We start from the raw sequence: 23299 nt of genomic DNA on the forward strand, positions 1-23299 counted from the left end.
CGCGGTGGGGACTTGCTTAGATCACCGGCATGACGGACTGGTCCCAGCTCAGGCATGCCTACGGCGTGGCAGATGACGTTCCGGGTCTGCTGGCGAGGGCTGAACCGGACCCGCGCAGCCCGGTCTGGGGCGAACTGTGGTCCCGGCTGTGCCATCAGGGCACGGTGTACCCGGCAAGCTTCCCGGCGTTGTCAGTCCTGACGGAGATCGCGGGCCGCTGGTCGCCCGCGCAGCGGACGATGCCGCTGGCGCTGGCGGCTGACATCGTGTCCAGCGTGGATCAGCCCTACGGTGATCTCGACCCGCACGTTACTTATCCGTACGAAATCGCTCGACTGAGAGCGCTGACCGAGGAAGCGCTCCGAAGTTCCGGTCCCGATGACGACCTCAGCACCTACGTCTATATGTTGCAGGCGCTGCTGGCGTTCGAGGGTGTCGAGGTCTGGGGCAGACACCTCGACGGGCTCAACGACGAGGAATACGAGGTGGCGTGCCTGCAATGCGATGAAGAGATCTTCGTCGCGTTCGGCCAGTACGGAACGTTTACCACGCTGGACAGCATGTACATGAACGACTCCGGCTCCAAGCGGCTGCCACTGCTGCCCGCTGATCCTGATGACTTGACGGGTGTTGGAAAACGCCTGCACGCTCGCGCGATCGCCGACGACCATCCTGACATCGCCGAGAAGCTGACTTACGTGTTTGGCCGAGCGGACTGCCTGGCCTGCGGCGAGCGCTTCGGTGTTGAAGAGGCCATTACCGCCAGATGGTCCGGCTAGATTCTGTCGATCGCCGTAGCCATATGATGGCGGCGATGAGAACCAGACAGGCGCGGTAGATGCTGGCGCGCTAGGCATAGCGGGCAGCCAGGTCACCCCAGGGTTCGGCTACGGCACCCTCTCCTACGCCTACGCGGTTCTCACCACGTACCGGCTGTTTCTGTTGCAGGCGGAGACCGGGCGCCGCCGGCACCCGTAACGACGGGCCTCTACAGACGAAGCCGCCCAGCGGGTGCACGACGAGCTCGCCGATCACGCGCTGGACTGCAGCGACTCATATGGTTGGCTGACCACCACGGCGGCGCCGATCGCGGACGACGGCGGTCGGGTGTCCGGCTACAGCCGGCCGATCAGCGGCTGTGTCCGCGGGTCGAACCGGTATCCGTTGTCCCAGGGGAATCGGCCCTGCTGGTCCGGCCACACCATCTGCTGGAGGCGGACCTGGTCGCGGCCGTAGCGGTTGATCGCCAACCCGGGCAACAGTTCGTCGGTCGGCGGCCCGTCGATGATGATCGCGTCGTAGCCGGCGATGACGTCGCTGAGGCGTTGTCCGTGGGTGAACCGTTCGGCGGTGTCGTAGACCCGGCGGGCCAGGTCGTTGAGCAGACTGTGGGCGACCTCGGGTGGCAGTCCGGCGGTGATCAGTTCGGGGTAGTCGTGGGCGGTGAGCCCGACGGTGTAGGCGAACGGGGCGGTGGTGACGGTGCCGTCGTCGGTGGGCAGGACGTACGTGACGGCCCATCCGATGGTGTCGATGATCCGTTCTTGACGCCGGAGGAGCTCGTTGATGTCACGCATGGTCGGTGTCTCCTAGGAATTCGGCGCTGGGGGCGGGGTCCGTGTCTGGGTGGGGTGGCTCGACGTCGACGAAGCCCCAGAGGTGTTCAATGACCTGGAGTTGCCAGGTGCGGTAGCGGTCGGCGAAGCCGCGGCAGAGCGCGGGCGGGACCGGGCTGCCGGCGTAGGGCAGCGTCGAGTGGCAGATGATGTATCCCGCGTCGCCGCGGGCTTCGCGCACCATTTGCTGGAGCCGGCCGGGGGTGAGGTGCATCGGGTTGCCGGGCTTGAAGATGCAGGTGTTGCACTCGCGGGCGAGCCGGCGGGTCTTGCGCAGTTCCGGGTCGCCGACGCTGAGTCGGGGTGGCCGGTCGACGTCCGGTTCGTCGGCGTCGTCGAACATGTTGTCCATCGTCAGCTCCTTGTCGTTGCGGCACGGAACGTGCATGCGTAGGCGTGGGATGCGGGCCCGCTGAATGCGGATGCACAGAGTTCGGCGGTGCCGGTTTGGCGTGCTCAGAGCCGGCGCAGCCAGGTCAGCACCGTGTCGATGTCGGCGCGGCGCAGCCCGTCGTGCGGGTCGACCGGGTGAAGCAGGGTGGGTGCGCCGTCGGCGGTGCGCTGGTCGGCGGTGGTGGGGTCCTTGCCGCCGAACTCGTCGTCGAGGACGGCGAGTGGCCGCCGCGCGACCCAGGCGTACAGGGGGCTGAGTTTGTTCTGGTGGCCGAAGCGGATCCCGCCGGCGTGGACGGGGACGTGCGGCCAGGTGGTCGGCAGGCCCAGCCGTGGCGCGATCCATGCGGCGGCGAGGTGGTTCCAGCTGGTGCACCAGACCGGTTGGGCGTGCTCGGCGAGTTCTCGCAGCCAGGGCCCGTGGTCGGGGTTCAGCCAGACGGTGCCGGTGACGTGCCGGCCGTCGGGGGCGGGCCCGTTGTAGCGGTGCGGCCGGTAGCCGAGTGTTTCGGCGCGGCCGGGGTTGGCGGGGTTGAGGACGCCGTCGACGTCGATGGCCACGACGGGGGAGGCGGGGTGTGCCGGTGGTCGGGTGGTGGTCACGGCTGGGCCTGCTCGCTGAGGATCGGGTGCAGGGGCACGGTGAGCCGGTCGGCGGTGCGGCCGGGCCGGTCGGCGGGTTGCCACGTGTCGGCGGCGGCGTAGGTGGGGAATGGGCCGACGGCGGCGAGCCTGCCGTCGGTGCGGTCGAGCAGCACGAGAACGGCGGTGCGGGCGTCGTCGAGGGCCGGCCGGAGAACGTGGGCGAGGTCGGGCGGGAGGTCGACCCAGCCGGTGGCGGGTAGATCCGTGACGGCGGGGTCGTGCAGTGGCACGGGTCTGGTCACGGCGAGGGTGGTGCTGTCGAGCGCGAGCGTGGCGGCGTGGGAGTGGGCTGTGTCGGCGCCGCTGGTGGGGCCGTGGGCGTCGAGGTCGCCGCTGGTGTGGACGGCGAGCAGCGCGTGCGGGTCGCGGATCTCCAGGGAGTCGAGGACGGCGAGGGTGACGGTGTCGCCGGTGCGCATGTCGCGCAGGGTGAGCAGGACCGGCCGTCCGTCCGGGTCCCGGTTCCAGGTGATGGCGTCGAAGTGTTCGCTGGTGACGTCGTGCAGGCGCCGCCAGGCGCGGTTGTCGGTGTCGAAGGGGTGTTCGTCGTCGGTGCCGTAACGCATGAGGAACTCCTTGTCGGGCAGCGTCGTAGCCGCGCCCCGGGATCTGGATCGGTCGGGGCGCGATGCATGCACGCTTCGATGGCGCGGGATGGTCAAGTCGCGGGGGCGGCAGCGAGGCCGTTCGGCATCGGCCCTCCGCGAGATGGGAGTAGGGCCGCCTGTGGCAGCCCCGCGTTCCAGGCCCGGTATGTCGTGAGGTCGCGGAGCGCGGCGCCGCCCGGGCAGCGGCCAGGCAGCGCCGCGGCGCGGGGTGGGACTGGTCGGCTGCCAGCCTGGGGGCCTGCCCCGGCCGGGGTTTAGGCCTGGGTGAGGGCGGTGACGGCGGCGTCGGCGATCGCCGCGATGGCCTCGGCCGGGTCGGTGACGGTCAGGGTGGTGGCGTGGGTGAAGGTGTGCCCCCAGATCTGGTCCGGGTCGGCCGGTTCGCCGTCGGTGGGCGGGTCGGCGGGGTGCAGCCACAGCACGGCGCAGCCGGCGCGGTGCAGGGTGGTGACGAGTTGCTGGCCGGCGGGGATGTCGTCGAGGTAGCCGTCGGAGACGACGGCGAGCATCCGCAGGGTGCGGCCGTGGCGCAGGTCGAGGAGTTGGTCGGCGACCTTGACCGCTTCCGGGAAGGTGGCGGTTGCCAGCTCGGTGCGCATGTGCAGCACCTGCCGGGGGGAGGTGCGTGGGGGCACCAGGACGGTGGTGCGGTCACCGAACCCGATGGTGGTGGTCGTCGCCTGCGCGCGGCGGGCCGCGTTGGCGAAGATCCACGCGGCCGACGACATCGCCTGCGTGTAGCGGGCCATCGACCCGGACAGGTCGACCAGGACAGCCAGGTGCAGGCGGGGTTTCTCCGGAGGCAGTTGGGCGCGTTGCTGCCACGGGGCGGCGGTCGGCGTCTGCCCGGCGGCGGTTTGCGCGTCGGCGGTGATGGCGTGGCGGGTCCGCAGCCGGCCGGGTGGGATCGGCGAGGGGCGCCGGCCGGGTTCGGTGTGGCGGGTGCGGGCCTGCCGCAGCCGGTTGGCGAGGTCGCGGGCGGCGCGGTGTTCCTGCTCGGTCGGGTCGGTGCGGTCCCACTCGGTGGGTGGGCTGTGCCGGTGGGCGAGCAGCGCCGTCGCGTACTCGGCTGGGGTGACGCCGGCGGCGACGGCGAGGTAGTCGACGAGGGCCGCGGCGAGGCGGCCGGGGAACAGGCCGGCGTCCGGTACGGGCGGGTCGTACTGCTGGTCGGGGTCGATGCCGAGGACCTGACACCACCGGCGGGCCAGGCAGATCATGGTGTCGGCGTCGGTGTCGTCGCAGGTGTGGGCCTCCCGCCAGATGTCGCGCAGCTGCCGCAGGCGCTTGCGTCCGAGGACGCCGGTGACCGCGGCCCGGACGGGGCGGACGTCTTTGCTGGTGACGATGCGGGCGTCGACGCGGGCCAGGAGCAGCGCGGCGAGTTGCCCGGCGTGCCACGCGTCGTCGACGGCCGCGTCGTCGGGGTGCAGCAGGGTTGTCACGACGTGGCGCAGCCACCGGCGGTCGCCGCGGCGGCGGGCGCGTTGGCGTCCTTCGGCCCGGGATTCCTCCAGCAGGTCAGCCACGGTGGCGAGGATCGGCGGGGTGCCGGGCGGGGTGCTCCAGCGGCTGTGCGCGGCGTGCGCGGCGCCGTGCACGAGCAGCCCGTAGCCAGTGGGCACGAGCCGCTTGTGCCGGGCCTTGGCCGGGTCGGTGACGTCAGGGCTGTCGGCGATGTAGGTGGCGTCGACCTCGATCCGGTTCAGGGCGGGGTAGAAGCACTCGGGCGCGTCCCCGGCCGCGCCGGGAGCGACGAGGACGGTGAGATCGGTACGGCCGGTCAGCAGCGGAACGTGCTGGGTCCACGCCTGCGACCAGGCCCGCCAGTCGGCGGCACCGGCTGGCGGCGGCGGTGTGCCGGGGCGCAGGTGGGTGTGCGGGTGGGACACGAAAGGGGCTCCTTCCAGAAAAGGGGGTGGTTAGCGCTTGCCGAGGGCGAGCGCGGTGATGGGCGTGCCGGTGTGCCGGGACAGGGCGGCGGCGACGTCGTCGCGGGCGTCCTGCGGGGCGATGCCGGCCAGGTTCGCCAGGGCGGCGCTCATACCCAGCTGGTCGCGGACTGTTACGAAGCCGAGCAGTTCACGCAGCTGCGGCGCCCACACGGTCTTGCCGGCGGCGAGGTCGGCGTTGAGGTCGATCGCGGCGGCCACGACCGGCTTGGGGACGCCGAGTTGGCGGGCGAGGTCCCAGTCGGTGGTGACGTGCAGGTGGACGGTGAACCGGGAGGCCAGGGCCTCGGTGAGGACCGCGCCGTGCACGCCCGGGTTGTGGCCGGCGACGATGTAGAACCCGTTGACGGCCTGCACGGTTTCGTTGCCGTGCGCGGGGATGGTGACGGTGCCGCGGCCGTCCATGGCCGGGTACAGCACGGCCAGGACGCGGGGCGGGATGAGGGTGGCGTCGTCGACCAGCAGCACCCGCCCCTGGCGCATCGCGGTGACGAGGGGCCCGTGGACGAACTCGTAGCCGCCGCCGGGGACCGGGTTGTAGGAGCCGAGGAAGTCGTCGACGACGGTGTCGCCGGTGCCGGCGACGGTCAGCAGGTCGGGGAACGCCGCCTCGACCATCGCGGTCTTCCCGGTCCCGGGCGGCCCGTACAGCAGCACGGGCACCTGCTGGGTGCGCAGCCGGCGCAGTTCCTCGACGTCCCAGCCCCGCCCGAGCCGCCGCGGGTGATACAGCGTCCCGTTCGGTCGCGGCACCGGCGCCGGCCGCCCCTGCCGGCCACCACCACCACTGCTGCCGCTGGATCGGGTGCGGGGTGCAGCGGCGGGAAGGGTGCCGGCGGCGTCGATGCCGGCCTGGGTGATCTGGAACCGGTGTGGGTCGCGGTGGTGGGTGGCGTGCCCGGCGGCGGCCATCTTCCTCAGCGCCTCGAACACCGCCCCGGACGAGGGTGCCCCGATCGCCCGGGTGATCTCGCCGACCTTGAGAATCTGGTCGGGGTGGTCGGCCAGGTGCAGGGCGACTGTGCGGTAGAGGTAGCCGGACCGGCCGGAGCCCGCCCCGGTAGTGGGAGTGCCGGCGCCGCTGGCCGGGGCCGGGTCGTTCTGCGGTGAACCGGCCGGGGGGACAGGCGGGTGTGGTGTGGTCATGGGATTGCCTCGATTCGGGGTCGGGCCCGCGCACCCGTCTCCGGGTGCGCGGGCGGTGGGTACCGCACAGCGGAGACGAGTGGGGCCAACCCCTGCCCGGCCCGCGTTGGGCCCGGGCAGGTCGGCGACCCCACCCCTGGTGCTGCTGAAGGGTTACGGCGACGCGCAGGGTCGCCGCTGGTGCGTGCTGGTCGGTGTCGAGGCCGCGCGCGCGGTGTCGGCGCCGACGATGGAACCTCCGCTAGCCCAATTGATCAAGTCGAATGGGTGCGCGGGTGCGGGATTGCGGGAGCGCCGGCTGACTACGTGTGCACCGTGGCAGCGGGAGGTGGTGCTGGCGGCGGGGTCGTGGTCAGTCGGCGCCGCCCCGTTCGCAGCCCTGCGGGTCGCACTGCTGTCCCTCGGCCATCCGGGACAGGGCCAGCCTGTCGCCGCCTTCGAGGTCATCGTGGAACGGCCAGCCGAACCCGTCGGCGAACGCCTTGACCTTGGCCGCCCCGTACATCGGGTAGCCGGCGTGCTCCATCGCCGCCACGACGTCGTCGCGGCCGAGGAGCCAGGCGAGTTCACTCAGCTTGTCCACCGACCGGCTCGCCGAGTTGCCGCGGTGGTCGAGGATCTTCCCGATAGCGAATCGCAGGTAGTCCCGGGCATGGGTCTCGTGGTCGACCCGCCGGGTCCACTCGCCCGGCTGACGAGGGGCGATGACCTGGCGGGCGTGGTCCAGGTCGAGTGCCTCCACGAGCACCTCCTCCCGGAAGCCGAAGATGTCCCCGCGGTTGGCGCGCAGAGCCCAGACCCGGGTGACGATTTCCTCTTGGGTGCGGATGGTCACGTGTTTCCTTTCTGTCGGCCCACCCGTCGAGGTAGGGCATCGGTGGGTATGCCGGCCTATGCGTTGTCCGTGTCGGGCAGGTCGCCGACGATCCGGTCGCAGACGTACGGATCGACGGCCTCCCAGCACCAACTGCGGCCCATCACCACGTACCGGCCATCACCGTCCGCGGTGATGCGATCGATGGCGTCCGGGTCGCCCGACAGGGCACGCTGGTCGGCGACGAGGACGTCGCCGTCGAAAGACAGACCGGCCAACGCTTCGTCGACCCGCCGGTCCAGGTCGCCGGCCGGCACACCCTGCTCGCGCAGACTGTCGCGGTACCGGTCGCGGTGGCGCTGCTGGTCGGCGACGATCGCCTCGGCCACGTCGCGGGTGCAGGAGAACACCGCCCACCCGTTCCAGTAATCGATCAGGGTGCCGACGAACCCGACCTCGACCCGGTCGTCGCCGTCAGGGCCGGTGGCGCGCGCCCAGTCGCCGGCGAACACACCGACACCGCCGATCCGGACCCGGTCGGGGTGCAGGTGGGACACATCCGTGCCGGTAGGGCTGGCCGCGAGATGACACAGTTCCGCGACGCGGCCGGTGACGGCGGTGTCGTAGGCGTCGCGGTAGACGGCCACCGCCTCGTCGCGCTGCGGGATGCGCAGCCCGAACCAGCCCGCGCTGTCGCCGGTGGCGGCGGCAAACAGCTCCCACCCGGCGACGTCGACCGACTCTCCCACCGAGGAGAAGCGGGGCAGAGCGTCGAGGACGGCAGGATCGCCGTCGTCGATGCCGACCAGGATCCGGCGCGCGGCCAGGCGGCTGTCACCGCCGACCCGGGCACCAGTGGTGTCCTGCGCCCACCACTCGGCGGCGGTGCGTCCGGCCTCGGCGCCGGCGGCGCGCATCCGTTGCAGCGCGGCGGCCCATCCGGTGGCTACGGCGACCGGGTCACCGGTCGGCGGCGGGGTGGTGGTGGCCGGTGCGATGCGATCGCCGACGTCGAGGCACATCGCCAGCGTCGAGCCGCTGTCCCAGGTGACCTCCACGATGTTCTGTCGCTGGTCGTGGCGGCGGACAGTCCCGGTGTCGCCGGGCCGCAGCAGGGTGTACGGGTCGTCGGTGTGGACCAGGGCGACACGCTGCCCGGCCTCGTAGCTGGTCATGGCGGTCTCCGATCGGTCGACGGGGCCGGTGGAAGGGCCGCCATCGTCGGTGGCCGCTGACGGCGGGCGGTCGGTGCTCATCGGGTCTCGCCCGCCGTATCGCCCGCCGTGGGGTTCTGCGGTGGCCAGGGCTTGCGGGTGACGTGATCGCCGAACATCGGGTCGCTGGCGACCGAGGAACCGCAGCGGGCGCAACTGGTGACGGTGTCGTAGCCGTAGCCGGCCATGGACGGCACCTCGACGTGGTCGATCTCGTCGACCGCGCCGCAGACGGTGCACACCGTCATCTCCGGACCGCCCCCGTCGTCGGCGGGCGCGGTGACGAACAGGTCCTCGACCGGGTCGAGGTGATGCGCGCTGTGCCGCAGCCAACGGCCGTGGATCGTCGCCTCGTACACCACCAGCCGCCGCTGGTCGAGGTGCAGCAGATACAGCCACTCCAGGGCCCCGCCGACGTCCTCGCGCAGCGCGCCCCGCCGAACGGTGGCGTCCTGAGCGACGACCGGGTAGCCCAGGCCGGGCACGGGCGGCTGCCGGTCCCAACGCCGTGGCTTCGGGTTGACGGCGAGAGACCACCAGTCGTGGGCCAGCAGCGCGGCGGCCATAGCGTTGGCGTTACGGCTGAACGTGTCGGTCCAGATCCGGCGCAACAGCGGCACCAGAACCTCCGGACTCTCACCGAACTGGATCAAACGGGCGGTGTAGCTGCCGCGGAACGCGGCGACACCGATGAGCGTGGGTGTGCTCACGGGCTTCTCCTCCTCAAGGGATGTGCGGATGGGTGGGTTGCGGCGGTCGTCCCCAGGCGGGCCGACCGCCGGAGCTGGGGGTGGATCACGGAGCCGCCGCCGGCATCCGCGATCGGGACTACTGATTCAGGGGCGCGCCGACGGACGCCATGAAGGCGACCGGGTCGACGGCCGTGCCGGAGGTGTGATCACCGAGGTGCACCTCGAAGTGCAGGTGCGGCCCGGACGAGTGGCCCGAGCTGCCGGCGACGCCGATAACGTCACCGGCCGCGACCCGTTGACCCTCGGCGACGGAGGGGCGGGTGAACATGTGGCAGTAGCGGGTGATCACCCCACCGGGGTGGTTGATGTCGACGTACCAGCCACAGCCGCGGGTCAGAGCGGGATCGCCGTCGCGGTCACAGCCCCAGTCCCGGCCAGTGCGAACGTCAACGGCGTTGCACCGCACGACGGAGACGGTGCCGGCGGACGCGGCGTGAATCGGGGCGCCCTTGCCCACGACCAGGTCGACGCCGTCGTGCCCGGGACGGCCCGCGGTGCGGAAACCGGAGCCGACATCCCCCTGCACCGGCCGGGCCCAGCCCTGCGCGCTGACCGCCACGCCGCAGGCGGCCGGGCCGGCGCTGGCCCCGGTCAGGGCGGCGACGATCCTGGCGGCGTCGGGTTCCCACCTGGCGTAGGCGTCCGGGTAGGCCGACCGCTGCACCCGTTGGGCGGCCACGGTCAGTGGCATCGCCTGCCAGCCGTCGACGGCCTGCAACTTCTGGTAGAACTTCGTCGTCGCGTACCGCGGGTCGTGCAGTTGCTCGGGGGTGCCCCAGCCCTGGGAGGGGCGCTGTTGGAACAGGCCGACCGAGTCGCGGTCCCCACCACGGATGTTGATCAGGGAGGACTCCTGCATCGCGGTGGCCACGGCGATGACCCAGCCGCGGGGCGGGACGCCGAGGCCCATGCCGACGGTGGTGATGGTGGCGGCGTTGCCAACCTGCTCGGCGTTCCAGTCACCGATCGGACCAGTCCCACCCAAAGCAGGGCTGCGCGCGGCCGACGAAGCGGTGGGCGTGACGCTGGTAGCCGGCCCGCACGCGCCCGCCCCGCCGCCGAAGATCAAGGTGGTGGCCAGCCCGGAGCACAGCAGCAGGACGCCGGTGACCGCGAGGGCGACCCCGGACAGCATGCGGGTGGTCATGACTGGACTCCTTCGAGGCAGGGCCGGCAGCGGGCCGGCGGGTCGCGAGGACGGTGAAGGCCACGCGGGCCTGTGGAGCGGCGGCGCGCGGCCTTCGGGCGGGTGCAGGAGTCAGCGGGCGAGGACGGCCACCTTCTCGCCGTGCAGCAAGGGCGCCCCGTCAGGGCCTTTGATGTGGGCGTTGATCCAGATGCGGTAGGGGTGGCCGTCGCGGTCGATGAGGCGTCGCCAGTGGCCGCGGACGACGAACCGCACCCGGTAGTGCCACTTGGGCTCGCCGTCGGGCGGTTCGGCGAGAGGGCTGGTGCGGCGCAGCATGACCACACGGGTGTCATGGCGGATGCTGGCCCGCACAGCACGGCGGCGCGCAGCGCGGTCCAAGGGGGCGGCGGCGACGGTCGCGAGGGGTTGGGCCTGGATACGCCAGAAGGCATAGGCGACAGCGGCGCAGGCCCGCATCGCGGTCGTGGTCTCGTCAATACAGAACCGGCCGTCGGGCGCCGGTTCCCAGTCGCGGTCGTCCCCGTCGAGGACCGGCAGGTCGGGGCGGGGGTCAACGGGCCGGCCGATGGGGATCTCGGTGAAGTCGGTCAGCACATAGGGGCCGAACTGGCGGGCGAGGTCGGGCCGGTCAGCGAGCTGCGCACGACGGCGCACCACCGCCGGGTCGTGCGCGTCGTGGTGGTCGGCCCAGCCGGCGATGGCCCAGAAGGACCGACCGCTGCTGGTGTTGGTGGTGCGGGCCCAGGTGATCGCCCCGATCGAGGACACCTCACCGCTGACGCCGCGGTGGTAGATCGGTTCGGGAAGGAACAGCACCCCGCCGTCGTCGGGGGCGACGTCGGCGGGAAGCACCTCGCCGGTCAGGTCGAGGGCCGCCGCGGCGGCGGCGATGATCGCGGTCATCGCGGGGGCGATGACATACGGCTCGCCGAATCGCCACGGGTTGGCGGTAATGGCACGGACCGCGGTGAGGACCTTCGCCATGCCCCCCGAACTGGGACTGGGGCGGTCGGCGAGACGACTGCCGAAGAACGCCTGCAGGTACTGCGCCGCGAGCGGACTGCGGTGATAGTCGACCATGCGGGCGCGCAGGTCCACGGCGGTGCGGGCGTAACCGGCGAGTGTGTCGTTCGGTAGGAAGTTCACGGTTTGCCTCCAGGTGCGTGCTCAGGCGGCCGACGCCGCCACTGGTGGGCGCCGGTCCAGCCGGGATTCCGGCTGCACCGCGCCCGGTACGGACGCAGGCCGCATCACAGGTGCCGGCGGATGGGCCGGGGTGAACCAGCCGGTCAAGCGACGCGGCATGGCGGGAACCGGGGCGCGCCCGCGTGCGATCGCGGCCGGACCCGGCGAAGGCGGCGGGGCGAGGGTGGCGGCGCGGCGGGCGCGTTGTTCGGCGCGCCGGGCGGTGCGCAGCGCCCAGCAAGGACCCTGCTGTCCGCGGCACTGCAGGTTCGAGCAGGCACCGTCGGGTCCCGGGTGGTGGGCGGCGGCGACGTCGACCGCGAGCGCCCACAGAAGCCTGTCGGTGACGTCCACCGGTAGCGCGGTGCGGTCGCTGGGACGCCGGCTGCGGTCCTCAGGGTGTGCGGGGTGTGCCATGGCGGGTGGCCCTTCGGTCGACGGATCGCGGGCATGCACGGTCGCCGCCCGACACACGCCAGGGCCCTTGGAAATGCTGACGTCCGGACGACAGACGACGACCAGCGCTGATCGACGCTCATCTCTTGACCGAGGTCAAGTCGTGCTGGACGAGGTGAGAGGTCACCGGCCCTCACAGCAGCGAGGGGTCACCGCCCAGGTGGTCTGCGCGCAATCACGGCGCACGCGGGTGGGGTCGACGGTGGTGAGCAGCGGCCGGGAGACGGCTGGCCGTTGCTGTCGCCGAGCGGGTCGATGAAGGCGCGATGGATGCCGTCGTCGGGCATCATCGGTGTCGGCGGTTGAGTTCCGGAGCAGAGCCGGATACGCCGGACGTGCAGCGGTCGAGGCGCGAAGCCTTGCCAGCGGTGGCGACGGCCGGCCACCGGCCCAGGTTTGCTACTCGCTAGCAACCGGCCGCTGTGGGCCGGCGACCGGAACGTGCATGAACGTGCGGCTAGAGCTGTAAATGCTGTGAACAAGGGCCATTGCCACGACCGCCTACACGAGGCGGTGCCGTAGCCCACATCGCCCCTCGTTGGTGCATCATGCTGTCTCATGTTCGTGGATCAGCGGCGTTTTCCCTTCCTGGCCGATCTTCGGGCACAGTGGGAGGTCATCCGGGACGAGTGCCTTGCTCTGCCGCGGGAGACCTATCAGCCGTGGGTGCAACGCGAGATGTACGGCCAGGGCTGGAGCGTGTACGGCCTCGTCGCCTTCGGGAAACGGATCGAGGAAGCGCTCGACGCGTGCCCGCACACTGCCTCCGCGTTGACGAAGGTCCCTCACCTGACGACCGCTGGGTTTTCTCGAATGGCTCCTGGTACCCACATCAAGCCCCACCAGGGATGGGTGACGACCGTCTACCGCGCCCACCTCGGGCTGGTCGTGCCAGAGGACTGCGCGCTGCGCGTGGGCGACGAGACCCGGCAATGGAGCGAGGGCGAGAGCCTCGTCTTCGACGACACCGTCACGCACGAGGCGTGGAACTACGGCTCCAGCGACCGCATCGTGCTTCTGTTCGACTTCGCCCGTCCCGGCTACGAGGACATGCCGCAAGACGAACTGCCGGCCTCGGTGGCAAGCTTCGTGCGGCGCGGCGGATGACCGAGACAGGCCGGCCCAGCTCCGCGGCCCTGCTTCATCCTGCCGGTTCGAGGAACCCGACCGCATACGAGGCCACTGCAACACCTGAGGACGTCACGCTACGCGCAGCGCCCTACGCGGTAGACCCAGATGCCCTGTCGATGGCTGCCCGGACCAGGACTACCTTGCCCCGATGACGTTCAACTTCGGGATCCCCGGCTACCAGCCAGACTGGCGCCACGGAATATCCGACATCGCCAGCCGTCACGCCCACCGACTACGGGGCCTCGTAGGCTGCAGGCTGACGTCCACCTGGGTGGTCTGGGATGACGACGACGATTCGTGGTTCGCCGACTGCCCGATGGTGCTCGACTTCGATGAGGAACGCCTGGAGATCAACCATCAGAAGTTCGACGACATCTCGATCACCTGGTGCACGATCGACGTGACCCGGGCGCCGGTATGGCCGACATCGGATGGCTTTCGCCTGCGGTGGCGCGACGATGCTCCCGCGTCGTTGGCTGCTCGACACGGGCAGCGCCTGACGGAGGTGGAGCTCCTGGAGTACGTCGGGGGCGACTTGGCCGACGGCAGCGTGGCCCTGGGTCTGCGATTCGCCGATGGTTGGCTGACGATCTACAACGCGCTCGACGAGAACGGGATCGAGGTCGGCGAGATCTCCCCGCAGTACCGCCGACACCGATTGAACTGAGCGCAACTCCGAACTCGACGGCATGGTGGTCCGGGGCGCGAGGTACACCCCATCCCGCGGCCAGCGCGGCCCGTCTCGCGGCCAGAAGAATGCCGTCGCGGTCGGTACCGGTCCGGTGCGTACTGGCAGCGGGCTTCCTGCATCCTGATGATGTGGCATAGCTGGAGCGGCTTGTGAACGCTCGAATACGAGCACCGTGAAGGGCTGCACTCCTGTGGGCTCCGTGGCGACGAAGTGGACCGTCCGGCCCGCCATGGTCGGGATTATGGGGGCAGGGCCATCCGGATAGTCGCGGTATGAGTGCGTGCCGACGCAGCGGATCAATGACAACGCCGGAGAGGCCCTCGGTTCGCCCCTGTGATCCATCCCGGTCCGGATCTGTGGCCACCTCGCTTGGTCATGACCGCTGGCATCGGGGCGACCTCCGGTCCGACCCGCACTCCTACGGTTCCGGCCGGACCGCAACGGCTAGGACTTCCGCTTCGGCTGAACTGTGCTGCGGCCGACATACGCGGTCGGAAATCGCGGCGACTGCGGGCAGCAGCGGGATCAGCCACGCTCCTGGCCGGAGTGCCATCATGGCTCCAGTATTCGCAGTCGGATGGAGAAACCTCGATGAGCACTGTCATCGACCCGCTCGTTGACGACGCCACCCCGATGAGCGCGTACGAAGGGCAGGTGTGGGACAGGCTCAACGAACACTGGGAGCGCCGCAGCAACCGCCGTGGTCTGCCGAACTGGGCGAGCGCTGCGCTCGATCGCTCCGGTGATGTCGCGCGTCACGCCGCGGCCCGGGCTACCAGGGCTGTGCCGGAGGCGATCAAGGAACCGGTCCGTCGCGGGGGCGATGCGGTTGCCAGCGTGGCCCTGCGACCGGCCGTCGGAGCCGCGGCAGCGCTGCTGGAGTTGGTCAACGCCTGGGCCCTGGAGCTCAACGACCCGACGGGCGTCGAGAAGGTCGCCCGCAAGCGCGGCCTCGAGATCGGCAGTTTCGCTGAGCTGCGGCAGCAGGACCTCAGGGTGTGCGACCGGCTGCTAACCCGCAACACACTCAGGTGGCGGACCGCCGGCGCGGTTGAAGGCGGCGCCATGGGCCTGCTGGCCATGGTCCCCGTCGCAGGGATCCCCGTCGCGATGACCGCCGACATCCTCGTCATCCAGGTTCTGAGCGCGTCGATCGCATCGCGTATCGCGTACTCCTACGGCTATGACGCCAAGGATCCCGCCGAGCAGCTCTTCATCGAACGCCTGGTACGACGGTCCTTCATGGCACAAGCGGCCAAAGTAGGGCCGCTACGCGAGACCGCGCGAGCGGCCAGCGCGATCAAGGACCGCGTGAGATGGTCAGACAAGCTCCGCGCCGACCATCGCCTCGTGGCCGCCCTTGAGAAGCTGCTGCAGCACCTGGGTCCGGCCGGCGCCAGGGTTCCAGTTCAAAACGTCGCCAAGGTTGTGCCATTCGTGGGCGTCCTCATCGGTGCCGGAATGAATTCGGCAGTCCTCGGCAGCGTGGCGGCCGACGCCCAGCGGTACTGCCAAACCCGATTCCTTTGCGACAAGTACGGGCTGCCGCTACCAGCTGCATTGGCCACCTACCGGGACGACGTCGACCCAGAGGCCGACGCCACGTAACTGATGAGTGGCAGGGATCCGGAAGCGTGCTGCACGGGCCGCTGCCGGGTCGGTGGTTACGTTCACCCAGGGTGTATGGGTAGGGGCTGCTATGACGGATGTACTCCAAACAGGCTCTCGACGACAGTTGCCCCTGACGGAGAACGTAAGGGCCGGGCGGATGGAAGCAGGGACACGGTGACGACCTCGCGCACGTCGACGGGCGCGAGGCCCTCGTGATGTGTCCGTAAGCGGTCAGCGGCGCCGCAGGTCCCGTAGACGGGTACCTGGCGGCGGCCCGGTGTGGCTGGTGGCGGTGGCACCGTGGACTCCGGCTCCGGTTTGCTTGGCCTGATACATGGCGATGTCGGCCTGGTGCAGCAGGGTACGCGGGCCGACACCGAGGGCGGCGCTGATGTGCCCGACGCTGGCGCGCACGGCCAGAGCATGTTCGCCGAGGTCGACGGGGTAGCGGACGACCGCCCGCCAGGCGGCGCGAGCGGCGGCGGCGACGTCGTCGGGGCCGCCGTCGACCAGCAGGGCGAACTCGTCGCCGGACAGGCGCGCGGCGAGGCGCACCGGTCCTCGCAGGGCGGTCAGCCGTCGGCCGACCTCGGTGAGGACGTCGTTGCCGGCCTCGTGGCCGAAGGTGTCGTTGATGGCTTTGAAGCCGTCGAGGTCGAGCAGGACGAGCCCGAACGGGGCATCGGCGCGTGTGGCGCGGGTGAGAGCGGCGAGAAGGGCCCGCCGGTTCGGCAGGCCGGTGGTGTCGTCGTGGCCGGCGGCGTAGCGGGCGCGGGTCAGCGCCTGCTGCTGGCGCCAGAGCAGCGCTGCGGCGAGGGCGAGACCGGCGAGGACTCCACCGGCGGCGGTGACGATCGAGGTCAGGATGGGAGACACTTCGGACGCTCCTTCTGTACTAAGGAGCACCGGAGGCGGGCGTGGTTCCGGGAAGTTCGACGCCCGCCTCCGGGCTACCGGCAGGGCGGGACCGTTCAGGCGGTCGGGTCGGAGAGGGCGAACGTGGCGGGCTTCTCGGCGACCAGGACCGCTCGCCCGGTTCCGACGAGCTTCACGGCGGCGTTGTGGACCGCGCCCGCGCTGGCCTTCTTCGCGCCGGTTCCCTCGTTGGCCCGGTCGACCAGCTTGCACAGCTCACTGACCTTGTACTGCCGGCCGGGGTTGGCCTCGAGGACGTCGAGAATCGCGCCGCGCAGGGAGCCCGACGCCCGCCGGATTGGGACTTGTGCCGCCTCGCCCGCCGTCTGCGTGGTCGGCGGTGCGGCCGGTGCTTCCGTGAAGGGTTCACCCGTGGTGCCGTCGGTGGCCGTGCCGGCAGGCAGACCATCCGGTGTGGCCGGTTCGGCGTCCCCATCGTTCGCTGCGGACGTCGCTCCGATGGCCTGGCCGACGCTGTCGGCCGCGATTGGCACCTCGAGCTCGGCAGTCGAGCGGGCGTTGTCGTCGCCGTGCTCGGCGTCGGTGCCCTCGACCTCAGCGGCCGCCTCGGCTACCGCGTCGGCATCACCAGGAGCCGGCGATGCCGATTCCTGGAGGGCGTTCGGCTGCCCGCCGGCGGCAACCTCAACGGCTGGCCGATCGTCGCCGTCTTTGTCGTCAGCCTCCCCAGTGCCCTGCCTGTCGTCGCCGATCGGACCGTGACCGGCGGAGGTACCGGGTGTGTCGGTGTCGCGGGTAGCGGGCTCCGCTGCGGGCTCACCGTGTCCGCCCTGTTCGGTGTGCGCGCGGCCGGCGTCGGTCAGCCGCCACAGGGTGGGTCCGGTGTCGCTTCGGGTGGGCTCGGCCAGTCCCGCGCTTGCCAGGGTGCGCAGTTTCGGGGTGGTGGTGGAGTAGCCGAGGCCGGCGTCGGTGGCGATGGCGGCGGCGGTGGCCTCGCCGAGCCGGTGCAGCGCGGCGAGGACCTTCTCGACGCTGGGTGCCAGTGGCGCTGGTGCGGCCGTGTCGGTGGTCGTGCTGGTGGGGGTGCTGGTCATGGGCGCGTGGCCCCCTTTCTCCTGCCCTCGGCAGGGGTTGGTGAGTGAGGCGTGCACTGATGCACGCTTCGGATCGGGTTTTGATCAAGTCGTCTGCCCGGGATGCGGGACTCCGCGGGGCGCGTCCAGGTGTGTCGCCCGGTGATCGCCCGCCGGACGGCACGGTGGGGACCGGGGTCAGTGGGCGGCGTGGTAGGCGTCGCGCACCGCGGCGGGGATGACGCCGCCGGTTCGTGGCTGGGGCAGGTTCAGCTCCTGCCAGTTGACGGTCCACCACCAGGTGCGGATCTCCTGGCTCTGGGTGCGGCCGGTCGCGGTGTCGTCCTGCCGCCGTGGTGGCCGGGGTTGTTTCGGCAGGCGCCGTCCGGCCGTGATGAACGGGCCGAACGCTGCGGCCATCCGGTCGAAGTTGCCGGCGGACAGGTCGATCTCGTAGGTGACGCCGTTGAAGGCGAACTGGTAGGTGGCGACGTCGTCGGTGGAGCCGTCGAGGTCGTCGATGAGGATGGCGGTGGTCTTGGTGGCCACGAGGGCCACCTCCTTTCCTCTTGGGTGGGTTACTAGGCGGGCTGGTGGGTGCCGAGGCCGAGCTGGTGGCCGATGACGGGTCCGCGGTGCACAGCGGCGACGGCGGCGGGCAGGTGTCGGCGTTGCCAGCCGTGCAGGGCGGCGGTGAGGTCAGCTCGGTACTTGCGGTGCTGGGTGAGGGCGGCGGCGAGGCCGGCGGCCTGCTCGATGCCGTTGTTGGCGCCGCGCGCGGTGTGCGGGCGCACGGGGGCGAGGGCGTCGCCGAGCAGAACGGCGTGACCGGCGCCGACGGGCCAGACCATGCGCTGCGGTGGGGTGATGTCGAGGACCGGTACCGCCATCCGGGTGGTGGTGGCGTGCACGACGGCGGCGTGGTCGGCCGGGAGGAGCAGGTCGGCGTGGGTGTCGACGTGGGCGCGGGCGGCGGGGCTGACGTGCCGGGGCAGGGCGAAGACCCGGCGGGTGGGGTCGGCGCCGAACCGCTGCGCGTACTCGGTGCTGGTGCAGTTGAGGTAGAAGGTCCAGTCGCATCCTCCGGCTACCGGGGCGAGGTTGAACTGCACGCCCGGGCAGGGCTGCAACCGCAGGAAATCCCGCAGCCCGGGCTCGGGGGCGATGTCGGCGACGCCGCGGTGGGCGACGTAGCCCGCGTACCGCAGAGCCCGCTCGGGATCCAGCAGCCGGCGGCCGGTGGAGGACCGGCCGTCGGCGAACACGACCAGGTCGGCGGCCGCGGTGTGGCCGTCGCGGAACCGCAGCACCGGCCGACCGTCCTGCTCGACCAGGGCCGTGACCTTCATACCGGTGTGCAGGACACCGGCGGGCAGGCGGCGGATCAGCGCCTGGTGCAGCAGCGTCCAGGTGGTGTTCCGCCCCGGATAGGTACGCCGAATCGTCTCGGCCGGCCGGCGGTCGCGGACGGTCATCTGGACGATGGCCTCGGAGTCGTGGGCCACGAACTCGCTCTGGCCGATGTCGAGGCGGTCGAGCACGTCGAGGGCCGGGTGTTCCAGGCCGATGAGCCCGCCGCCCAGAGGCGCGGACGCCGGCGCCGCCTCAAAGACGGTGACGTCGTCGAATCCGGCGCGCAGCAACAGCAGCGCGGTGACCGGGCCGGTGATACTGCCGCCAATGACGGCGATGCTGGGCTGCCGACCGGAGGCCGGCCTGGTGGCGGATGTCATGAGGGGTTCCCTTCTGAAGAGCGGGAAACCCGGGCACGGCCGTGCCCGGGTGCGCGCGAGCGCGCGGGTGGCCGGGCATCGGCCAGGTGGTGCCAGTGAGAAGGCGGGTCAGCGACGGTGGACCGCGGACACACAGGCCAGCCGCCTTGATGCGGCGGGCGGATGGAGGCTCGGACGGCGCGGCGCCGGACGGCGTCCGCTGGTGCGCGAGGTGCGACCGGGCCGGCAGGGCGGCGCGGGAAGGTGTGGTCTCGGCGGGTTAGCGGACGGGCGTGGTGAACGGAGGCGGCACGGGAAGGATCCGCCGGGCCCGCTGCAGCACCTCGTCGGCGACCGTGATCAGCGGTGTCGCGTCCGGGGGCGTGGCTGGGGTCGTCCGGTGCCAGCCACTACCGGGGCTGCTCGCGATGATCGTCCAGGTGAACAGCGGGGTGAGGACTTCGGCGACCGCCGTGCTCTGCGTGGCGTAGCTGTCGCGGCAGACCCGCACCCGCAGGACGTACCCGTCGGAGTGGTGCATCCGGGTCAGCTCGTAGATGCCGTGGCCGCGCTGATGGAACACCTCGTCAACGATCACCGCGACCGGCCCTCCGGTTCGGCGGCGCGGGTCGTCGCCTCGGACGCGACGAGGGTCCATGGCCACTGGTAGGCGCCGAGGGCGTAGCAGCGGTTGGCATCCGGGACGACCCGGTCGTCCTCGACCCATCTACTGCCCAGGCCGTCGTCGTCCTCCCACTCGACGGTGACCTCGTCGCCGTCGAACCGTAGCCGGGGATGCTCGCCGGACATGTCACCGGGGTGAAGGGCGTCGAGGTGGGCGGCCATGCGCTGCACCGCGAACCGAGGGAAGCGGCACAGCACCCCGGCGCGGGAGAGGGTGGTGTAGCCGGTGGCGACCATGGCGCGGTAGGCGCCGCCGCCGACCACGTCGCAGGTCACGGTCGCCGGGGTCCAGGTGGCAAGCGGCGGGGTGATGTCGCCGCGGCTGCGGACGATGCGGTAGCGGACGTCGCTCGCCGGGTCCGGGTGCAGCCCGAACCAGCGCATTCCGTGGCGGCGGGCGTAGCGGAGCAGGTCGAGCAGGTCCCGGCGGCCGTCGAGGTGTTCGGTGTGCAGGGGCAGGAATCCGTGTCCGTCGTCGGTAGGGATCGGGTTGCCGGTGGCGCCGGTGGCGGTGTGGGTCCAGGTTTCGGCGCGGACGCGGTGGTCGGCGCCGTCGGTGTCGTACCAGCGGGGGACGCCGTTGGAGGACAACCAGTCACCGTCGATGTCGTGGGACCAGATGAGCGCTGCCTGGTCCGGGACGCCGGCCCGGTACTGCTGCCGGGTCCTACGGTGCGCGCCGGTGGAGGCGGCGTGTTCGGCGAGCGGCAGGACGTCGTCGACGCGGAACCAGAGTCGATCGGACATGGCGGGGAAACCTCCTGATGTGTGGAAGAGGGAAAGGTCGGCCGCTTCGCTGGCCGGGCTTGCGAGGCGCCCCAGCCCGGGGCGCCGGGCGGTGCCCGCACGGGGCCGGCAGCGAGTCCACGCCACGCTGCTCTGGCCCGCGGGTACGACGACGCGTGGCCCGCAGAAGCGGGTCGGGCGTGGTTCAGGTGGCAATGGACGTGGCGTAGGGGCAGTGGCCGCATTGGTCGTGGTGGGGTGTGCGTCGCAGGGCTCGGGAAGCCTCAGGGGCGCGGCGGTAGAGCTTGCGTCTGCGGCCAGGAGTCGGCGCGGCGCGGGCGGAGTTGCGTGGAGCCGGTCGGGTCGCCGCCGATCCCCGGGGAAGCAGGGGATGGGTGGTGGTGCCCGACCGGTTCCGGTGCGGTGGTGTTACAGGGCGACGGCGAGCAGCCGCTGGTCGGGCTCGACGGTGTCGAGGTACCGCATCGCCTGCTCGAGGTAGGTCACCCGGTGGGTGAGGGCGTCGCTCGCGGGTGCGAGCTTGTGCCCGTCCGGCGTGAGCAGGGCGTCGCCACAGACGGCGGTGGTGGCGCTGTAGTGCTGGTAGGCCATCGGGCCTGCCTGGAACATCTCCAGCTCACCTGGGCTGAGGTGGGCGGCGCCGTAGCTGGCCGCGTTGTGCATCCGCATCGCGTTGACGCGGGGTTGCTGGTGGAAGTCCGCCTCGGCCCGCTCGCGCGGGTAGCGGGCGGGGTCCGCCAGGTGGCGGGCCAGCAGGGTTGGCCACGGGGTGGCCGGCCGGGTGCCGTGCACGACCTGCTGCCACAGTTGATGGCGGATGCCGGCGCCGACGCCGGCGGCGTGGCGCATGGCGGCGAGGTCGAGCAGCTTGACCGGTCCGCCGGCGCAGTACACCGGACGTCCCTTGCGAGGTGCGACCAGGTCGCGTCGCTGCCACAGCCACATGTCTGGGATGGCCCAGAAGCGGGGCTGCAGGGTGCCGGACACGCCGAAGTGCCGGTCGAGCTGGGTGGCGGTCAGGGCCTGCGACGGCAGTCCGTCGGGCAGGCAGACGATCATGGTGTTGATCGTCGCGGTCGGCGTGACCACCGGGCTGGTGGGTGCCGTGGTGGTGGCCGCAGGGGTGGGCTTGCGGCCCGGGCGGGGCGTCACCGTCGGCACGCGGGTGCCGTAGCGGCTCAGCGGGGTCGCGGCACCGTTGGTTGCGGTCATCTGGGGTTCCTCCTTCGGTAGGGCGCGTTGTCGGGCGCGCGGAAGCGGCCGGCCCACCGGGTACATGGGTCGACTCACGGGACGAACAGGGATGGGTGCAGCAGAGTGGCTGCTGGTGGAGCGGGTTGGTGCGGGTGGTGCGGTGCGACCTGGGGGTCGCCGCGCGGCGCGGGCGCCGACCGGCCGACAAGGGCGGGTGGGCAGAGCGCACCGTGAGGTGCGGCGGTGGTTCCCGAGGCGGGACCGGACCGGGTGGAGCGATATATGGGTGAAGGTGGTGCCGATGAAGGTAGCGGCCGGATCTGTCAGCGCCGGCCGCCGTCATGATCGTCAGTAGTGCCGTTGACCTGCACTGTCAGACGACCACTCGATTACGCGGGCAAGGGACGGCGAGGCTGTGAGATCCGGTCGGTCTCACAGCCGCCCACGACAGTGGACGGCTCCCCTGCGCGTGCGGTGAAGGTGAAGGTCAGGGCTCCGGGTCGGGGCCGCTGGGGTCGGTGTCGGGGAAGCGGTGCGGGTTGGTGGCCGGGTTGTCCGGGCCGTGGTCGGAGGGCAGTTCGTGCAGCCAGCGGCGCGGCCCGGGGTCGGTGGTCAGCGTCCAGGCAGGCCCGGCGGGGTGCTCGCCGTGAAGGCCGGTGGCCACGGGCATGGCGGTGGGCACCCCGGCGAGGGCGTCGAGGAGGTGCTGCTCGCGGCGGCGGCCGGGGACGCGCAGCAGCACCGGGTAGCGGGGCCCGTAGCGGGCGAGCTGCTCGTAGGCGCGCAGCTTGCGCAGCACGGTACCGAGGGGTTCGGTGCCGTTGTCGTGTTCGAGGAAGAACCCGACGGTGCGCCCTCCGGCGTGCCAGATGCCGTGTCCGTCGGGCTGGACGCCGGTGCCGCTGCCGGCGGCGTAGGAGGCGGCGGCGAAGGCGGCGGTGGTGTGCTGTTCGGACCACCAGCGCGCCAGCCGGGCGTGTTCGTCGGTGCGGGCGTAGCCGAGCAGGTCGATGAACAGCTGGTTGGTGCCGAGCAGGTGGGGCAGGCGGCGGCTGCCGATGATGCGTTCGGTGCGGTCGATGCTGGTGCGTGGGGCGCGGGCGTCGGCGTGGTTCGGGTCGTTGAACTGGGTGGGGTGGACCACGGTGCCGAGCGGGCCGAGGGTGTAGAGGTACTGGCCGCTGCCGGTGGTGACGTCGACGAACCGGCTGACCGCCTCCATCTGGTGCAACTGGGCGAGTCGGAGCCGGGCCGAGCGACGCGATGGGAACAGCGCCGTAGTGATCTGGTCGGTGGACAGCACGTAGTGCTCGGCGAGCCACCGCAACAGCTGATGATCACGGGCGGTCAACCGACGAAGCCGGTCAAGACGAGCAAGACGAGACGACGACCGGGAACCAGGCGAAGAGGCGGAGGAGGCAGAAGCCGAGCGGGAGACGGAGTTGTTGGTGGACACGGTGGATGCTCCAAGCGGAAGAGGAGTTCCCTCCGAGGGGAGGGTGTCTGAGTTCGGTGAGGTGGTCACCGGAGGCTGGACACGGCCGGTGAGCGGCACTGACAGACCCGGACGGCCGGATCTGTCAGTGCGGTGTGGTGATCGGTGGTGAAGGGCTGGTGAAGCCCGCACGGAAGGGGCGACCGGGACGCGG

Annotated in this window: 24 protein-coding genes; 4 read left to right on the top strand and 20 right to left on the bottom strand. The window is 71.4% G+C overall.

The genetic code is table 11. The annotated features are described in order from the left end of the window. Window positions 1-29: 29 nt before the first annotated feature. A complete protein-coding gene (locus AMK25_RS05740) occupies window positions 30-779 on the top strand; it encodes a hypothetical protein (protein ID WP_073827153.1) in 750 nt (249 codons plus the stop codon). A 336-nt stretch (window positions 780-1115) separates the two neighbouring features. On the opposite strand, the gene AMK25_RS05745 is transcribed toward AMK25_RS05740, so the two are convergent. The 12 genes from AMK25_RS05745 to AMK25_RS32535 all read right to left on the bottom strand — a co-directional run bounded on the left by AMK25_RS05745 (window position 1116) and on the right by AMK25_RS32535 (window position 11829). After that, window positions 1116-1577 carry a DUF4262 domain-containing protein gene (locus AMK25_RS05745; RefSeq protein WP_073827154.1) on the bottom strand — a complete coding sequence of 154 codons (462 nt, stop codon included), beginning with the start codon at window positions 1575-1577 and terminating at the stop codon, window positions 1116-1118. Then, complete coding sequence (locus tag AMK25_RS05750; RefSeq protein ID WP_073827155.1) at window positions 1570-1968, bottom strand: hypothetical protein; 399 nt, start codon at window positions 1966-1968, stop codon at window positions 1570-1572. Before AMK25_RS05750 ends, AMK25_RS05745 begins: the two co-directional genes overlap by 8 nt. 104 nt (window positions 1969-2072) lie before the next feature. Continuing rightward, entirely contained in the window at window positions 2073-2612 is a 540-nt protein-coding gene (locus AMK25_RS05755) for a hypothetical protein (protein WP_073827156.1), read from the bottom strand. Continuing rightward, the gene (locus AMK25_RS05760) at window positions 2609-3220 is read right to left on the bottom strand and encodes a hypothetical protein (protein WP_073827157.1); all 612 of its coding nucleotides are present in this window, start codon (window positions 3218-3220) and stop codon (window positions 2609-2611) included. Before AMK25_RS05760 ends, AMK25_RS05755 begins: the two co-directional genes overlap by 4 nt. Before the next feature lie 296 nt (window positions 3221-3516). Continuing rightward, window positions 3517-5154, bottom strand: a complete 1638-nt coding sequence (locus AMK25_RS05765; protein ID WP_073827158.1) for a VWA domain-containing protein — start codon at window positions 5152-5154, stop codon at window positions 3517-3519. 30 nt (window positions 5155-5184) lie between these two features. Further along, on the bottom strand, window positions 5185-6360 hold the full coding sequence (locus AMK25_RS05770) for an AAA family ATPase (protein WP_073827159.1): 1176 nt from the start codon (window positions 6358-6360) through the stop codon (window positions 5185-5187). Between the two features lie 352 nt (window positions 6361-6712). Next, on the bottom strand, window positions 6713-7195 hold the full coding sequence (locus AMK25_RS31495) for a hypothetical protein (RefSeq protein ID WP_083664642.1): 483 nt from the start codon (window positions 7193-7195) through the stop codon (window positions 6713-6715). A 56-nt stretch (window positions 7196-7251) separates the two neighbouring features. Continuing rightward, entirely contained in the window at window positions 7252-8349 is a 1098-nt protein-coding gene (locus AMK25_RS05780; RefSeq protein ID WP_073827750.1) for a DUF4314 domain-containing protein, read from the bottom strand. 77 nt (window positions 8350-8426) lie between these two features. Continuing rightward, complete coding sequence (locus AMK25_RS05785) at window positions 8427-9098, bottom strand: hypothetical protein (protein WP_073827160.1); 672 nt, start codon at window positions 9096-9098, stop codon at window positions 8427-8429. A 118-nt stretch (window positions 9099-9216) separates the two neighbouring features. Further along, on the bottom strand, window positions 9217-10287 hold the full coding sequence (locus tag AMK25_RS05790; RefSeq protein WP_073827161.1) for a M23 family metallopeptidase: 1071 nt from the start codon (window positions 10285-10287) through the stop codon (window positions 9217-9219). A gap of 111 nt (window positions 10288-10398) precedes the next feature. Beyond that, the gene (locus AMK25_RS05795) at window positions 10399-11388 is read right to left on the bottom strand and encodes a hypothetical protein (RefSeq protein ID WP_241826256.1); all 990 of its coding nucleotides are present in this window, start codon (window positions 11386-11388) and stop codon (window positions 10399-10401) included. A 69-nt stretch (window positions 11389-11457) separates the two neighbouring features. Then, window positions 11458-11829, bottom strand: coding sequence for a hypothetical protein (locus tag AMK25_RS32535; protein WP_241826257.1), 372 nt, complete (start codon window positions 11827-11829; stop codon window positions 11458-11460). Between the two features lie 660 nt (window positions 11830-12489). Between AMK25_RS32535 and AMK25_RS05800 the strand changes: the two genes are divergently transcribed. The 3 genes from AMK25_RS05800 (at window position 12490) to AMK25_RS05810 (ending at window position 15361) form a co-directional block, all read left to right on the top strand. Next, the gene (locus tag AMK25_RS05800; RefSeq protein ID WP_030501690.1) at window positions 12490-13038 is read left to right on the top strand and encodes an aspartyl/asparaginyl beta-hydroxylase domain-containing protein; all 549 of its coding nucleotides are present in this window, start codon (window positions 12490-12492) and stop codon (window positions 13036-13038) included. Window positions 13039-13210: 172 nt separating this feature from the next. Then, window positions 13211-13729: a hypothetical protein gene (locus AMK25_RS05805; protein WP_073827163.1), complete on the top strand. Its 519-nt coding sequence runs from the start codon at window positions 13211-13213 to the stop codon at window positions 13727-13729. 615 nt (window positions 13730-14344) lie between these two features. Further along, window positions 14345-15361, top strand: a complete 1017-nt coding sequence (locus AMK25_RS05810) for an EcsC family protein (protein ID WP_073827164.1) — start codon at window positions 14345-14347, stop codon at window positions 15359-15361. Between the two features lie 234 nt (window positions 15362-15595). Here AMK25_RS05810 and AMK25_RS05815 read toward each other — a convergent pair whose 3' ends face one another. The 8 genes from AMK25_RS05815 to AMK25_RS05850 all read right to left on the bottom strand — a co-directional run bounded on the left by AMK25_RS05815 (window position 15596) and on the right by AMK25_RS05850 (window position 22977). Then, window positions 15596-16240, bottom strand: a complete 645-nt coding sequence (locus AMK25_RS05815) for a GGDEF domain-containing protein (protein WP_073827165.1) — start codon at window positions 16238-16240, stop codon at window positions 15596-15598. A 95-nt stretch (window positions 16241-16335) separates the two neighbouring features. Next, entirely contained in the window at window positions 16336-17334 is a 999-nt protein-coding gene (locus AMK25_RS05820; protein ID WP_073827166.1) for a hypothetical protein, read from the bottom strand. A gap of 177 nt (window positions 17335-17511) precedes the next feature. Beyond that, on the bottom strand, window positions 17512-17862 hold the full coding sequence (locus AMK25_RS05825; RefSeq protein WP_013284992.1) for a histone-like nucleoid-structuring protein Lsr2: 351 nt from the start codon (window positions 17860-17862) through the stop codon (window positions 17512-17514). A 32-nt stretch (window positions 17863-17894) separates the two neighbouring features. Continuing rightward, complete coding sequence (locus AMK25_RS05830; protein ID WP_073827167.1) at window positions 17895-19046, bottom strand: FAD-dependent monooxygenase; 1152 nt, start codon at window positions 19044-19046, stop codon at window positions 17895-17897. 259 nt (window positions 19047-19305) lie between these two features. Next, window positions 19306-19608 (bottom strand): hypothetical protein, encoded by a 303-nt coding sequence (locus tag AMK25_RS05835; RefSeq protein WP_143194690.1) that lies wholly within the window; start codon window positions 19606-19608, stop codon window positions 19306-19308. Window positions 19609-19619: 11 nt separating this feature from the next. Next, window positions 19620-20456, bottom strand: coding sequence for a hypothetical protein (locus AMK25_RS05840; RefSeq protein WP_073827169.1), 837 nt, complete (start codon window positions 20454-20456; stop codon window positions 19620-19622). A gap of 408 nt (window positions 20457-20864) precedes the next feature. Next, window positions 20865-21668, bottom strand: a complete 804-nt coding sequence (locus tag AMK25_RS05845; protein WP_198937455.1) for a hypothetical protein — start codon at window positions 21666-21668, stop codon at window positions 20865-20867. Window positions 21669-22137: 469 nt separating this feature from the next. Then, window positions 22138-22977: a replication-relaxation family protein gene (locus tag AMK25_RS05850; protein ID WP_241826258.1), complete on the bottom strand. Its 840-nt coding sequence runs from the start codon at window positions 22975-22977 to the stop codon at window positions 22138-22140. Between the last annotated feature and the right edge of the window lie 322 nt (window positions 22978-23299).

The sequence above is a fragment of the Micromonospora sp. TSRI0369 genome, from assembly GCF_001905625.1.
GTDB lineage: Bacteria > Actinomycetota > Actinomycetes > Mycobacteriales > Micromonosporaceae > Micromonospora > Micromonospora echinospora_A.